The organism is Ventrimonas faecis, assembly GCF_040096075.1.
GTDB lineage: Bacteria > Bacillota > Clostridia > Lachnospirales > Lachnospiraceae > Brotaphodocola > Brotaphodocola faecis.
In genome coordinates this window covers 136,244-150,408 of record NZ_JBBMFJ010000001.1, presented here as the reverse complement: position 1 = coordinate 150,408, position 14,165 = coordinate 136,244, and the positions used below count along the sequence as shown (strand labels likewise).

Annotated in this window: 15 protein-coding genes and 1 tRNA gene; 13 read left to right on the top strand and 3 right to left on the bottom strand. The window is 49.2% G+C overall.

Translation table 11 applies throughout. From position 1 onward, the window contains the following. Window positions 1-179 precede the first annotated feature (179 nt). The 8 genes from galT (at window position 180) to WMO41_RS00690 (ending at window position 7,512) form a co-directional block, all read left to right on the top strand. A complete protein-coding gene (gene galT, locus WMO41_RS00725; protein ID WP_349228158.1) occupies window positions 180-1,694 on the top strand; it encodes a UDP-glucose--hexose-1-phosphate uridylyltransferase in 1,515 nt (504 codons plus the stop codon). Then, window positions 1,669-1,881 carry a hypothetical protein gene (locus WMO41_RS00720; protein ID WP_349228157.1) on the top strand — a complete coding sequence of 71 codons (213 nt, stop codon included), beginning with the start codon at window positions 1,669-1,671 and terminating at the stop codon, window positions 1,879-1,881. The genes galT and WMO41_RS00720 overlap by 26 nt, the downstream gene beginning before the upstream one ends. 102 nt (window positions 1,882-1,983) lie before the next feature. Further along, the gene (locus WMO41_RS00715) at window positions 1,984-3,654 is read left to right on the top strand and encodes an acetolactate synthase large subunit (protein ID WP_349228156.1); all 1,671 of its coding nucleotides are present in this window, start codon (window positions 1,984-1,986) and stop codon (window positions 3,652-3,654) included. A gap of 97 nt (window positions 3,655-3,751) precedes the next feature. Further along, the gene (locus tag WMO41_RS00710; RefSeq protein ID WP_349228155.1) at window positions 3,752-4,798 is read left to right on the top strand and encodes an FAD:protein FMN transferase; all 1,047 of its coding nucleotides are present in this window, start codon (window positions 3,752-3,754) and stop codon (window positions 4,796-4,798) included. A 71-nt stretch (window positions 4,799-4,869) separates the two neighbouring features. Further along, window positions 4,870-5,796 carry a DMT family transporter gene (locus WMO41_RS00705; RefSeq protein WP_349228154.1) on the top strand — a complete coding sequence of 309 codons (927 nt, stop codon included), beginning with the start codon at window positions 4,870-4,872 and terminating at the stop codon, window positions 5,794-5,796. Between the two features lie 54 nt (window positions 5,797-5,850). Beyond that, a tRNA-Gly gene (locus WMO41_RS00700) sits at window positions 5,851-5,921 on the top strand. Window positions 5,922-6,178: 257 nt separating this feature from the next. Then, window positions 6,179-6,805 (top strand): lactate utilization protein, encoded by a 627-nt coding sequence (locus WMO41_RS00695; RefSeq protein WP_349228153.1) that lies wholly within the window; start codon window positions 6,179-6,181, stop codon window positions 6,803-6,805. 35 nt (window positions 6,806-6,840) lie between these two features. After that, window positions 6,841-7,512: a DNA alkylation repair protein gene (locus WMO41_RS00690; RefSeq protein WP_349228152.1), complete on the top strand. Its 672-nt coding sequence runs from the start codon at window positions 6,841-6,843 to the stop codon at window positions 7,510-7,512. Here the strand turns inward: WMO41_RS00690 and WMO41_RS00685 are convergent. Both WMO41_RS00685 and WMO41_RS00680 read right to left on the bottom strand, forming a co-directional pair. Continuing rightward, window positions 7,509-9,479, bottom strand: coding sequence for an EAL domain-containing protein (locus tag WMO41_RS00685; RefSeq protein ID WP_349228151.1), 1,971 nt, complete (start codon window positions 9,477-9,479; stop codon window positions 7,509-7,511). The genes WMO41_RS00690 and WMO41_RS00685 overlap by 4 nt on opposite strands. A gap of 67 nt (window positions 9,480-9,546) precedes the next feature. Then, a complete protein-coding gene (locus WMO41_RS00680; RefSeq protein ID WP_349228150.1) occupies window positions 9,547-9,765 on the bottom strand; it encodes a FeoA family protein in 219 nt (72 codons plus the stop codon). Between the two features lie 261 nt (window positions 9,766-10,026). Here WMO41_RS00680 and eno point away from each other — a divergent pair, with 261 nt between their 5' ends. Further along, window positions 10,027-11,322, top strand: a complete 1,296-nt coding sequence (gene eno, locus WMO41_RS00675; protein ID WP_349228149.1) for a phosphopyruvate hydratase — start codon at window positions 10,027-10,029, stop codon at window positions 11,320-11,322. A gap of 103 nt (window positions 11,323-11,425) precedes the next feature. On the opposite strand, the gene WMO41_RS00670 is transcribed toward eno, so the two are convergent. Continuing rightward, the gene (locus tag WMO41_RS00670; protein WP_177292278.1) at window positions 11,426-11,575 is read right to left on the bottom strand and encodes a hypothetical protein; all 150 of its coding nucleotides are present in this window, start codon (window positions 11,573-11,575) and stop codon (window positions 11,426-11,428) included. A 311-nt stretch (window positions 11,576-11,886) separates the two neighbouring features. Here WMO41_RS00670 and WMO41_RS00665 point away from each other — a divergent pair, with 311 nt between their 5' ends. From WMO41_RS00665 to WMO41_RS00650, 4 genes are all read left to right on the top strand, one after another. Then, window positions 11,887-12,180 carry a type II toxin-antitoxin system RelB/DinJ family antitoxin gene (locus tag WMO41_RS00665; RefSeq protein ID WP_177292277.1) on the top strand — a complete coding sequence of 98 codons (294 nt, stop codon included), beginning with the start codon at window positions 11,887-11,889 and terminating at the stop codon, window positions 12,178-12,180. Continuing rightward, window positions 12,170-12,484: a type II toxin-antitoxin system RelE/ParE family toxin gene (locus WMO41_RS00660; protein WP_349228147.1), complete on the top strand. Its 315-nt coding sequence runs from the start codon at window positions 12,170-12,172 to the stop codon at window positions 12,482-12,484. Before WMO41_RS00665 ends, WMO41_RS00660 begins: the two co-directional genes overlap by 11 nt. Window positions 12,485-12,738: 254 nt before the next feature. After that, window positions 12,739-13,584, top strand: a complete 846-nt coding sequence (gene licT / locus WMO41_RS00655; protein WP_349228146.1) for a BglG family transcription antiterminator LicT — start codon at window positions 12,739-12,741, stop codon at window positions 13,582-13,584. A gap of 89 nt (window positions 13,585-13,673) precedes the next feature. Continuing rightward, window positions 13,674-14,162 (top strand): PTS sugar transporter subunit IIA, encoded by a 489-nt coding sequence (locus WMO41_RS00650; RefSeq protein ID WP_349228145.1) that lies wholly within the window; start codon window positions 13,674-13,676, stop codon window positions 14,160-14,162. Window positions 14,163-14,165 lie beyond the last annotated feature (3 nt).

The following is a 14,165-nucleotide window of genomic DNA, read 5'->3' as shown; positions in this document are numbered from 1 at the left end:
GGCGCCGCAGAAATTTGTAGATACGGCAAAGATTATTCTATGGAATTGTGGATGAAAACGGATTATACTGAAAAAAGAAGCTGCGAGACCGGACAGGTGCGGAATACGGACCCACGTGCAGGCTGGCAGCAGAAACATTCGTAAAACACAGAAAAACTTGGGGAACGGGGAGGATGTTTATGGTTTACACAGCAATCAAGAAACTGGTGCAGTATGGCCTGGAAACGGGGCTGATCACAGAAACGGACCGTATTTACGCGACGAATCAGCTGCTGGAGGCATTAAAACTGGAGGAGTACGAGGAGCCGCAGGGTACGGTGGAAACTGGAAATCTGGAAGACATTTTAAAAGAGCTTCTGGATTACGCCTGTGAGCAGGGCATCATTGAGAACAGCATTGCCTACCGGGATCTGTTTGACGCGAAACTGATGAACTGCCTCATGCCGCGCCCATCTGAGGTGGAGCATGTTTTCTGGACCCGCTATCAGGAGGGTGGCCCGGAGGCCGCTACCAGCTATTTCTACAAACTGAGCCAGGATTCTGACTATATCCGCAGATACCGGGTCTGTAAGGATCAGAAGTGGGTAACCAGCACACCTTACGGAGATCTGGACATCACCATCAACTTATCTAAGCCGGAGAAAGATCCAAAGGCCATTGCGGCAGCAAAGCTGGCGAAACAGAGCGGATACCCAAAGTGCCTGCTCTGCATGGAAAATGAGGGCTACGCAGGCCGCCTGAACCATCCGGCAAGAAACAACCACCGCATCATCCGCATTACGGTAAATGAGAGCCGCTGGGGCTTCCAGTATTCCCCGTATGTATATTATAATGAGCACTGCATCGTCTTCAACGGACAGCATACACCGATGAAGATTGACCGCTCCGCATTTGTGAAGCTGTTTGATTTCGTAAAACAGTTCCCGCATTATTTTCTGGGATCCAATGCGGATCTGCCAATCGTGGGCGGTTCTATCTTAAGCCATGACCATTTTCAGGGCGGACACTATACTTTCGCCATGGCGAAGGCCGGAATGGAGCAGAAATTTACCATGCCGGGCTTTGAAGATGTGGAAGCAGGCATTGTGCACTGGCCAATGTCGGTTTTACGTCTGCGCAGTGAGAATCCGGACCGCCTGATTGACCTGGGCGAAAAGGTACTGACGGCATGGCGCAGTTATACCGATGAGGCAGCGTTCATCTATGCGGAGACCGATGGCGAGCCGCACAACACCATTACGCCAATCGCGCGTAAGAACGGAGACCGCTACGAGCTGGATCTGGTGCTGCGCAACAACATCACCACGGAAGAATATCCGCTGGGCGTTTATCATCCGCATCAGGAGCTGCATCATATTAAGAAGGAAAACATTGGCCTGATTGAGGTTATGGGCCTTGCAGTGCTTCCGTCCCGCTTAAAGAACGAGCTGGCAAAGCTGGCCGACGCGATTGTGGAAGGAAAAGACATCCGCGCGGATGAGGTGCTGGCAAAGCATGCGGACTGGGTAGATGAATTTAAGCCTCATTACGCATCCATCACAAAGGACAATGTGGATGGCATCTTAAAAGAAGAGGTCGGAAAGGTATTTGCCCGGGTTCTGGAAGACGCCGGTGTATACAAGTGCACACCGGAGGGCCGGGAAGCCTTTGGACGGTTCCTGACTTCGGTTGGATTCGAAAAAAAACAGAAATAAAAAATTCTTTGAAAGTGACGGTTTCTCTGCCGGATTTTTGCCGGGCAGAGGACCGTCACTTTATTTTGTTCGAAAATTGCTTTTGAAAATGAAAAAATACGGTGATTACAATAAAACGATTGTGAAACAGGCAATAAAAATGGTGATTGTAATTGTGAAAAAGCAGGGCTATATTACAGAATTATAAAAGCAAAGGCAGAGAACTGATTCAGAGAATGCCAGAATGCGGATGCCGGCACAGGAGGGCAGATAGAAACGTGTGCAGGCGAACGAACAGGAGGATGTCATTATGGAAAAACAGCAGAAAGAAAAACGACAGAGAAATGCGGCAGACTTACTGGTAGAATGTCTGCAGGAAGAAGGCGTGGAATACATATTCGGAATTCCGGGGGAGGAGAATCTGGCTGTTATGAATGCCATTGACCAGTCCACGATCAAATTTATTACTACGCGGCATGAGCAGGGCGCGGCTTTTATGGCCGATGTATATGGAAGACTGACCGGCAAGGCCGGCGTGTGCCTGGCTACCCTGGGGCCCGGCGCAACCAATCTGGTAACCGGTGTGGCAGATGCAGACAGTGACGGCGCGCCGTTAGTGGCCATTACCGGACAGGTCGGAACCGAGCGCATGCACATTACCGGACATCAGTTCCTGGATCTGACCAAGATGTTTGAACCGATCACAAAACGGACCAAGATGGTGGTGCGGCCGGACACGGTAGGTGAGATTGTGCGTCTGGCATTCAAATACGCGGAGAGTGAGAAACCGGGAGCCACACACATCGATATGCCGGTGAATGTGGCGAAAATGCCGGTGCTGGAGGGAGAAAAGCCGCTGCGCAAGAAAATCGCGCCGAAGGAGTATGCGGAGCTGGATACCGTGCAGGATGCGGCAGGCATGATCTTCCAGGCAAAGAATCCGGTGATTCTGGCAGGAAGCGGTGTGGTGCGTGGACATGCGTCAAAAGAGCTGACAGAGTTTGCTACCAAGCTGAAAATCCCGGTAATCAATACGATGATGGCAAAGGGCGTGATTCCGTTTGATAATCCATATTCCATGTGGACCATTGGTATTCCGCAGAAGGATTACCAGAACAAGATCATGGAAGAGGCGGATCTGGTGATCGCGGTAGGGTATGATATTGTGGAGTATGCGCCGGCTAAGTGGAATCCGGAGGGAAAAATTGATATTGTCCATGTGGATATGCGTCCGGCCCACATTAACAAGCTGTACCAGCCAGAGGTAGAAGTGGTTGGCGATATCGCGGATGCCCTGGTACAGATCGGAAGAAGAACTTCCAGACGCCAGGAGCCGGAGCGGGCTTTGGAGATCAGACGGATGATGGTGGAGGAGCATGAGTCCTATGCTTCCGATGATTCGTTCCCGATGAAGCCACAGCGGATCTTGAATGATGTGCGCAAGGTCATGGGACGGGAGGACATTGTGATTTCGGATGTCGGTGCCCACAAAATGTGGATCGCGCGCCATTATAACTGCTATGAGCCGAATACCTGCATCATTTCCAACGGTTTCGCAACCATGGGAATTTCCGTGCCGGGAGCCATCGGTGCCAAGCTGGTTCATCCGGAAAAGAAGATTCTGGCAGTGTGCGGAGACGGCGGATTTATGATGAACTGTCAGGAATTTGAGACGGCGCTGCGGGCCAAAACGCCATTTGTTACGCTGATCTTTCATGATTCCAGTTATGGACTGATCAAGTGGAAACAGATGGATCAGTACGGAAAGAGCTGCTATGTGGATTTCACAAATCCGGATTTTGTGAAGTTTGCGGAAAGCATGGGAGCCATCGGATACCGCATCACAAAGGCGGAAGAACTGGTACCAACGCTGAAAAAAGCATTTGAACAGGAAGTACCGGTCATCATTGACTGTCCGGTGGATTATGCGGAGAATACAAAGCTGACAGCGCATCTGAAAGAGCTGATGGAGAAACTGTAAGATCATAATAACAAAAAAGAATGCTGGGTTTCCAACATTCTTTTTTTGTGCTATGATTAACGGGTGTGTGCAAAACAGGAAAAGAAACGGGTGAATTATGAAGATCAAAAAAGCCATTTTTCTGACAGCGGCTTCCGCGTTTTTACTGTCTGGCTGTGCCGGAAATAATCCGAAGCTGACTGCCTATGACGCGCAGTATCTGGATTATTTTGATACCATTACCAGCATTACCATCTGCGCGGAGAGCGAGGAACAGTTTCAGGAATATAAGAGCCTGGCAGAAGATACCATGGAGAAATATCATGAGCTGTTTGATATTTACGATAATTATGATGGCGTGAATAATATCAAGACCATCAACGACAACGCCGGGATTGCCCCGGTCACGGTAGATCCGGAGATCATCCACTTGCTGGAGTTTTCCAGACAGGAATATGAGGAAACCGGTGGAAAGGTCAATGTGGCCATGGGAAGTGTGCTCTCTGTCTGGCATGATTACCGGGAGGTGGGAATGGAAAATCCATCCCGGGCGCAGGTGCCTGGCCAGCAGGAACTCCAGAATGCGGCGGAGCATGTAAATCTGGATCAGGTGCAGATTGATGAACAGGCATCCACGGTTTATCTGCCGGATGAGGCCATGAGCCTGGATGTGGGAGCTATCGCGAAGGGGTATGCCACGAAACGCCTGGCTGAGACCCTGAAAGAGGCTGGCGTGACCTCCGCGCTTTTAAGCCTTGGCGGCAATGTGGAGACCATTGGCACAAAGGCAGACGGCAAGCCCTGGCGCGTGGGAGTCCAGAATCCGGATACCAGCGCGGCGAAGGCTTACCTGCATGTGCTGAAGCTTACCGATACCTGCCTGGTGACCAGCGGAACCTACCAGCGGTACTATGAGGTGGATGGCGTGCGGTATCATCATATCATTGATCCGGACACCCTGATGCCGGAGAATACTTACGATTCGGTCACCATCCTCTGCAGCGACAGCGCCAGGGCAGATGCCCTGTCCACGGCGGTCTTTAATATGGACCCAGAGACGGGAATGGCCTTTGTGGAAGCACAGGACGGAGTGGAGGCGCTGTGGGTCTATCCGGATGGAACAGAGAAGCAGAGCAGCGGTTTCGGAGCCTATGTGGATCAGTGAGGATGAGAACATGTCTGCAGTGACAGGCGGGAGTTTCCTGCACGGCAGCAGAAAGTTGAGGACAAAAGAGAATGGAAGCGAATACAAAACAATCGGTAAGGCACAGCTGTATGCTGCTCCTTGCGGCCCTGGTCTGGGGCGTGGCCTTTGTGGCCCAGAGTGAAGGATTCAATTATGTGGGAACCTTTACGTTTAATACCTGCAGGTTTATTCTTGGCGGCGCGGTCCTGATTCCGTGCATTTATTTCCTGCACGGCAGAAAGGACAGTGTATGGCAGACCTTGCCTGAGGAGGAGAAAAAAGAGCAGACCCGCATGGGCATTCTTGGCGGCATCTGCTGCGGTTGTATTCTGTGCCTGGCCAGCTGCCTTCAGCAGTTTGGCATTGGACAGACAACGGTGGGAAAAGCCGGATTTATCACGACACTGTACATCATCATTGTGCCGTTTATGGGGCTGTTCTTAAAGAGAAAAATTGGCATCAATATCTGGATCAGCGCGGTGATCGCGGCTGTGGGTATGTATTTCTTGTGCATGACCGAGTCCTTCTCCATCGGGGCGGGCGACCGGCTGGTGCTGATGTGTTCCGTGGTATTCTCGGTACATATTCTGGTGATTGATTATTTTTCCCCGAAAGCCGATGGCGTGGTGATCTCCTGCGTGCAGTTCTTTACGGCAGGGGTGATTGCCGGAGTGCTGATGTTACTCTTTGACCATCCGTCTGTGTCGGCTATTATTGCGGCAGCAGCGCCGATCCTGTACGCGGGCGTGATGTCCTGTGGAGTCGGTTACACCCTGCAGGTGGTAGCACAGAATGGCGTGGATCCGACTGTGGCCTCCCTGCTTCTGAGCCTGGAATCGGTATTTTCCGTTCTGGCAGGCTGGGTGATTCTGGGGCAGAAGCTTTCCGGCCGGGAACTGTTGGGATGCGCGCTGGTATTCGCGGCAGTGCTGCTGGTGCAGATACCGACGGAGAAGCTGTTCCATACAACCAAATAAAAATGTAATTGCATTTTGTGAAATTTTGTGGTATTATAAGTCTCGTCGTGAGACGCGGGTGTAGTTCAATGGTAGAACACCAGCCTTCCAAGCTGGATACGTGGGTTCGATTCCCATCACCCGCTCTATTTTTATATCTAAATTCAGAATCACCCGCTTATTTTTTGCCCGGAAATTCCTTGTAAAATCAGGAGTTTCCGGGCTTTTTCATTTAATAGGAAATCATAACGTGTGAACAGTAACTGTCCCTGATTTCTTTGTTGGGAATTTGTTGAGATTTCGGAAAAGCAACGCTATAATGGAAATAAAATTGGCTATATGAAGTGGTCAGGTAACTGTGAGGGTACTGAACAGTTACGTGGTCAGAATGGAGGAATATCACATGAATGAAAATCTGGTAAAAAGAAATGAATGCCTGGCACAGACGGTCATTAAGGGGCTGCAGTCCCGCAATATGTCCGGTTATTATGCGACAAACAAAGAAGAGGCGCTGAAGCAGGCCCTGGAACTGATCCCGGAGGGCAGCAGCATTGCCATGGGCGGCTGCATGAGTGCCCATGAGATCGGGCTGATCAAGGCACTGGAAGAGGGTAATTACAATTACATGGACCGCGCGAAAATGGAGCCAAGAGCAGGACTTATGGCGGCTTACGATGCAGATGTTTTCTTAAGCAGCGCGAATGCCATCACCGACGATGGCATTCTGGTAAATATCGATGGAAATTCCAACAGGGTATCCTGTATTGCCCAGGGACCGAAAAAGGTGATTTTTATTGTGGGAATCAATAAGGTGTGCAGCGATCTGGACGCAGCCATGAAGCGGGCCAGAAATGTGGCAGCGCCTGCCAATGCCCAGCGTTTTGAAGTAAAAACACCTTGCAAGACGACAGGAAAATGTTTCGACTGCAAATCCCCGGATACCATCTGCTGTCAGTTCCTGATCACAAGATATTCCAGACACACAGGAAGAATCCATGTGATCCTGGTGAATGACGATCTGGGATTCTAAGGCAAAGACGAAACGGAAAATTTACAGGAGTACATATGATTCAGGAACGATTATTTGCGTTGCGGGATGAAAAGTTTGGGGATTTTCACAGCAGCCTGATTCCGGGACTTGCAAGGGAGAAAATCATTGGAATCCGTATGCCTGCCATGAGAAAGCTGGCAAAGGAATTTGCGAAAGAACCGGAGGCGGCTGTGTTTTTAAAACAGCTCCCGCATACTTATTATGACGAAAATATTCTTCATGCGCTTCTGATTGCCGGAATGAAGGATTACGATGCCTGTATGGAGACACTGGAGGCGTTTTTACCCTATATCGATAACTGGGCCGTGTGCGACGGCCTTTCCCCGAAAGTATTCGGGAAACATAAAGCGGAGCTTCTGGAGAAAATCAGACTCTGGATTCCATCGGAGCATCCCTACATTTGCCGGTTTGGAATGGGCATGCTCATGCGCTGGTTTCTGGATGAGGACTTTCAGCCGGAATATCTGGAGATGCCTGCCGCGGTCCGTTCAGAAGAATACTATGTGAACATGATGACGGCGTGGTTCTTTGCGACAGCGCTGGCCAGGCAGTGGGACGCGGCAATTTCCTATCTGGAACAGAATCGCCTGGATCCATGGACGCACAATAAGACGATTCAGAAGGCAAGGGAAAGCTACCGGATTACACCGGAGCAGAAGGAATATCTGAAGACGCTGAAGCATTAGCATCCCATCAGCTTTTCAAAATCCACTCTGCACATGGGGCGGTAGTATAAGAAGCCCTGAATTTCATCGCAGCCCTCCTGCTTTAAGAAGTCAGCGACCTCCTGGGTTTCCACGCCTTCGCAGACGATGGATTTCTTCATGCGTTTTAACATATGGAAGATTTCTTCCAGGACAATGTGGCCGCTTTCGGAGATCGTGTCTCCGAGGAACATCCGGTCAATCTTGACTTCGTCGAAGAGCAGATCCTTTAAGGTATTTAAGGAGGAGTAGCCGGAGCCGAAGTCATCCATGGATATCTGGATGTTTCGGTTCTGGAGACTACGGATGACCTGGTTGACGGCCAGCGGGTTGTTGACGTAGGTGGATTCCGTGATCTCAAAGGTGAGGAAGGACGGATTTATGCCGTAGGAGTCAATCAGATTCTGAATCTTCTGAATGAAGGTCTGAGGCTGTTCAAAATGGACCGGAGATACATTTAAGGAAATGCGGAAATCCTCCGGCAGTTTCCCGGAATAGCTGCGGAGCCACTGGAAGGCCTGCTCATAAACATAGTAGTCCAGGTTCACCACAAAACCGTTTTGTTCAAACAGTGGAATGTAGATATCCGGGGACCAGAGCATTTTTCCGTCCCGGATCCAGCGGACCAGAACTTCCGCACTGGAAACGGCCTGATTTGTGGTGCGGATCTTTGGCTGGAAGTAGATTTCAAATTCTTTGTTTTCCAGAGCCGGATGGAAGGAATGCAGGATCTCGGCCTGCATCTTCTCCTGCCGGTCAATTTCCGGGGAATAGAGACAGGTGTGGCTGATCAGTTTCTTGGCAATCCGGCGAGCCACATTGGCACAGGAAATCATAGTTTCCGGTGTGATTTCTTCATTCGGAATCATGTAGATACCGGAGTTGGTGCGGAAGAAACTGATGTGGTAGGTATCGCGGATCCGGTCGCAGATTTTCTGGTTCATTGTCTGAATCTGTTCGCGGAGGGCGTCTTCTGTCTGCTTGCTGACGTCGGCAATGCTGATAAATACATCAGAAAAGAACCGGGCCGTAAATAAAGAAAGGGAAGAGGCCGTCATTTCTTCATAGACGATGTTTAAAATTTCATTTCCCAGCGGATAGCCGTATTTGTCGTTGATATAGTGAAAGTTTTCGATATCGGTGGAAATCAGCGCAATCTGAAGCTTCCCGGATGCCTGGGACTGGATCAGGCGGATTTTCTCCGCAAGATATTCGGAAGATACCGTTGGGATGACCTGACTGCTTTGTTTCTGCTGTTCGGTGGCGGTACGGGAATTCTTTTTATAAAATTTATCCTGGTACATGTTTTTGTCCGCGGCATTGATGAGGTCGTCCATCATAAAATAGTGGTTCCGGTAGCTGGCCTCGAAGCCAACTGCATAGCTCAAGGGCAGGCTGGTGCGGGTATTGTATTCCTGGACCAGTGTGCTCAGCTGAAGATCCATATGCTTAAGCTCTTCCGGTGAGGTGTTTTCCTGAATGATGATGAATTCATCGCCGCCGTAACGGGCCAGAAAACTGTGATCGTCGAGGATGCGGGTCAGGCAGTAGGCGAAAGCCTGAATAAATTCATCTCCCTTTTCGTGGCCGTAGGTATCGTTGACATGTTTCAGATTATTTAAGTCAAACATCATAACACCCACGCCGAAGGTGGTGGCGCGGTCATTTAATTCCTGGAGCTTTTTCTCCAGGGATTTTTTGTTGTGGATGCCGGTCACATCGCGGTAAGCGTTGTTGAGCAGGCGCGCCAGCAGTTCCCGCTGGATCAGGGCCAGGACCATGCAGAATACAAGCAGGGCCAGGGTAAGGCAGAGATTGCGGTACATGGGGGTATAAGAGATATCCGGGTCGACCAGAAGCTTGATCAGATAAAGATTGAGTATCAGAATCAGCATGAGCACACCCAGGATGACTTCACAAAGATGCAGGATGCTCTTGTTTCGTTTCATAAGGTTCTCCTTCAGTATAGTTGCTGCAGGTTGGGTACGGATCAATTGCAGCGGGATCCGCGGCCGGTTACTCAGCCTGTACGATGATCATTCTCGCAAAATCAGCGCCGATCGCGATCTTACTTTCCCTGACCATGACGATGTAATTGCCGAAAAAGACAGAAAGAATACGAACAGCAGTGTTTTCCACAAAACCGAGAGTTTCCAGATAATGACGCTGTTCTTCATCGCCGCATATTTTCTGAACAAGATACTGCTGGTTGATTTCAGCTAAATTCAGTGGCATGATTTCCTCCTCTGGAAAATAATGTTAAAGTTAGTTACAGCTAACATCATAGCATAAAACGAAATCCTGTCAATCTTTTTCCATAGGAAAGAGAGCCCGGATTCTGTATAAAAACAATCAAATCTGGAATACTGAGAAATACTGATCAATAAGGTTGATTTACAGAACAGGGACCTTATGATAGACTGTAGGCGGTTAGCTACGGCTAACACATAACCAGAAAATGTGTGCCGCATCCGGCACAGGCAGGAGGATTTGACTATGATGTATCTGGAAATTGAGAAAGTAATTGGAAGAGAGATTATCGATTCCCGCGGAAATCCAACCGTAGAGGCTGAGGTTTACTTAACCGATGGCACCGTTGGAAGAGGTGCTGCACCGAGCGGCGCGTCCACCGGTGAGTTTGAGGCACTGGAGCTGAGAGACCAGGACAAGAACCGTTTTGGAGGAAAAGGTGTTTCCAGGGCAGTGGAGAACATCAATACCGTCATTTCCGATGTTCTGTGCGGCATGGACCCGTCCAATGTTTACGCCATTGATCAGGCTATGATCCAGGCAGACGGCACAAAAGATAAATCTAATCTGGGCGCCAACGCGATCCTGGCGGTATCCATTGCCAGCGCGAGAGCAGCAGCAAACGCTATGGAGATGCCGTTATACCGCTTCCTGGGCGGAGCAAACGGAAACCGCCTGCCGCTGCCGATGATGAACATTTTAAACGGCGGCGCTCACGCAGCAAACACCGTAGATGTACAGGAGTTCATGATCATGCCGGCCGGCGCTCCGAGCTTCAAAGAGGGCCTGCGCTGGTGTACCGAGGTGTTCCACGCTCTGGCTGCTCTGTTAAAATCCAGAGGACTGGCTACCTCCGTTGGTGATGAGGGCGGCTTCGCGCCGGATCTTGGCAGCGATGAGGAAGCAATCCAGGTGATTCTGGAGGCGGTTGAGAAGGCTGGCTATAAACCGGGTACCGATTTTGTTCTGGCTATGGACGCAGCTTCCAGTGAGTGGAAGAGCGATAAGAAGGGGGAGTACCTGCTTCCGAAGAGCGGCAAGAAGTTCACCTCAAAAGAGCTGGTTGAGCACTGGAAGAACCTGTGTGAGAAGTACCCGATCTACTCCATCGAGGATGGACTGGATGAGGAAGACTGGGAAGGCTGGCAGATGATGACAAAAGAGCTGGGCGACAGGGTTCAGCTGGTTGGTGATGACTTGTTCGTAACCAACACCGAGCGTCTGGCCAAGGGCATTGAGCTTGGCTGCGGCAATTCCATCCTAATCAAGTTAAACCAGATCGGTACCGTGTCCGAGACTCTGGAAGCCATCAAGATGGCCCACAAGGCAGGCTACACCGCCATCGCGTCCCACCGCTCCGGCGAGACCGAGGATACCACCATCGCAGATCTTGCAGTTGCGCTGAACACCTGCCAGATCAAGACCGGCGCACCGAGCAGAAGTGAGCGTGTCGCAAAGTACAACCAGCTGCTCCGCATTGAGGAAGAGCTGGGCGTTGCAGCACAGTTCCCGGGTGTGAAGGCGTTTAATATCAAACGGTAATTTATCTGTCCGATAGACAGCAGGGGGCGAAAAATCCATGGATTTTTCGCCCCCTGTTTGTTGCTATGCATATCGAGGATGTGCCAGTGGCACGTCCGCTGATTTATGCGTTTTCGTTATTGCGGTATTTTGCATTCTTCTCTTTCAGCTTTGCCAGGTACTCGTTGGCTTCCTTCTCGGATTTAAAGCGCATTTTCGGACCCTGCGGGCTGAGTTTTAAAACATAGCCGCCGGTATTTTTCTTTCTGAACATGGTAGATTCCTTTCTTGCTTATAGATGGTTTTAGTTTAACATAAAGCGCATGAAATGAAAAGTGTTATAGGTAAATACTGCTAAAACAATAAAAAAGTATTGATTTATATATGAAATAGCATATAATGAAAATAGATAGGAAATCACTGTTCAGTAGGTCTGCGCATTCACTGCGCTGACCGTATGAAAACATGGGCTTGCAGGCAAAAATCCCATTGCCGAAGGCAATTTTCAATGGATTTTTGCCTGTAACTGTGAGGGTACTGAACAGTTAAGATAGGAATTAGATGAGCAGGAAAGGAGAGGCAATTATGGCATGTACAATACAGGTGCGGGTTGATGATGAACTCAAAACAAAGTCTGATAATTTATTCAAAGAACTGGGAACGGATACGACAACAGCAATTCGTATGTTTCTGACGCAGGCTGTAGCAAATAATGGTTTTCCGTTTGAAATAAAAAGGAAAACCGTAAATCCGTTCATGGCATTATCAGAAACAGAAGTGTTGGATAAACTGGAGAAGGCACGCAAACACGCCGATCAGGGGGATTATCGGGATGCTGCTGTGATGGTAGCCGATATGAGGGCGAAATATGGATTATAAAGTTGTTGTTACATCCGATGCGGAAGCAGACTTGGACAGTTTTGTAAGATATCTTCTTTTTGAGAAAGAAAATACTCAGGCTGCACAGAATCTTTTGGATGATTTTGATTCAACCAGAAGAATGCTGGAGCGGATTGCCGGGAGCTTGAAAATGTGTGAGAATCCCAGATTAAAAAAATTGGGATATCGAAGAATTAATTTTTTGTCACACAGATATTTTCTGCTCTACCGCATTGCAGAGAATATGGTTTATATTGATGCGGTTTTTCATGAGTTGCAGGATTATGAAAATCATATTTTATAAACTGATTGTGAAAAACTGACAATAAAAAGTCGAAAATAAGTTGACATGCCGTCAAAATCATGGTAACATAAGGTAACATGATTTGAATAGCAACAGATTGGGTTGTTACTGTACGGCAGGCAAAACCAGTTCTGAACGATATTTTGTGTTGCAGATATTTGTTCAGAATTGGTTTTTTTATTTCCATTATATTGCCTGATACTATAGAAACAGATCAGACCGGTGAAGACCAGCTGGTACTGGTGGGGACAAGTATGAAAATTGAAAAAGTGATTAACAACAATGTGGTCAGTGCCCTGGAAGACGGCCGGGAAGTGGTCGTTATGGGAAAGGGCATTGGCTTCCAGCTCCGGGCCGGCATGGATATTCCGGAGGAGCTGATCGAAAAGGTGTTCCGTCTGGACAATCCGGGGGTCATGGATCAGTTCAAGAGCCTGGTCCAGAAGCTTCCGCCGGAGCGGCTTCAGATTTCAGCAGAGGTGATCCAGTACGCCAAAGGCGTCATGAACAAAAAACTAAATCACAACATTTATCTTACGCTGACGGATCATATCAATTTCGCGATTGAGCGGTATCAGAAAAAAATGCTGTTTGGCAATCCGCTGCTTCGGGAGGTGCGTACCTTTTACCGGGAAGAGTATCTTATCGGAACCTTCGCGCTGGATCTGATTGAGCGCAGGCTTGGAATTTCGTTTCCGGCCGATGAAGCGGCTTCCATTGCCCTTCATATTGTAAATGCGGAGTACAACACCCGCATGCGGGACACTATTGATATGACAAAGATCATTCAGGATGTTCTTAAATTAGTGGGAGAATATTTTCATATAGAGCTGGATGAAACCTCTACAAGTTACGAGCGCATGATCACGCATCTGCGTTTTCTGGCGCACCGGATCTACAGCGGGGAGTCGCTGGATGACGGAGCCGGGCTGGAAGAGTTTCACGCCATGATCCGGCAGATGTATCCGGAGGAATACGCCTGCAGCAGGAAGGTAAAGGAGTTCATCTGGCAGACCTACGGCCATGAAGTGTCGGAGGAAGAAGTATCGTATCTGTCTGTTCATATCCGGCGGGTCAGAAACTGCAGTCCGCAGGCGTAACGCAAAAGCCGCACAGGGGGAGTTCGGCAGCGGCATGCAGCAACACGAATGGAAGTGGATGGACAGAAAAAAGAAAGGGGAAAAGAGTTATGTTTCAGGCACTGAAAAAAATGTTTGGAGGAAAAAAGGAGGCGGCAGAGGTGCTGTCACCGGTATCCGGCCAGGTGGTTCCGTTAAGTGAAGTGAACGATCCGGCTTTTGCTCAGGAAATCCTGGGGAAGGGCGTGGCTGTGAAGCCGTCGGAAGGGGAGTTCCGGGCACCGTTTTCCGGTGAGGTCACCGTTATGTTTGACACCGGACACGCAGTCAGCATCAAAGGGGATAACGGTGCTGAGGTGATTGTTCATATTGGACTGGATACGGTACAGTTGAAAGGACAGCATTTTACAGCCTATGTAAAACAGGGCGACCGGGTTCAGGCGGGAGACCTTCTGATCACGGCAGATTTGGAGCAGATTCAGGCAGCCGGTTACGATGTTATCACGCCGGTTATCATCTGCAACACACAGGATTTCCCGGATATGGCCTGTCATACCGGAATCCAGGTAAGGGCCGGTGAACCGGTTATTACCTTATAGTAA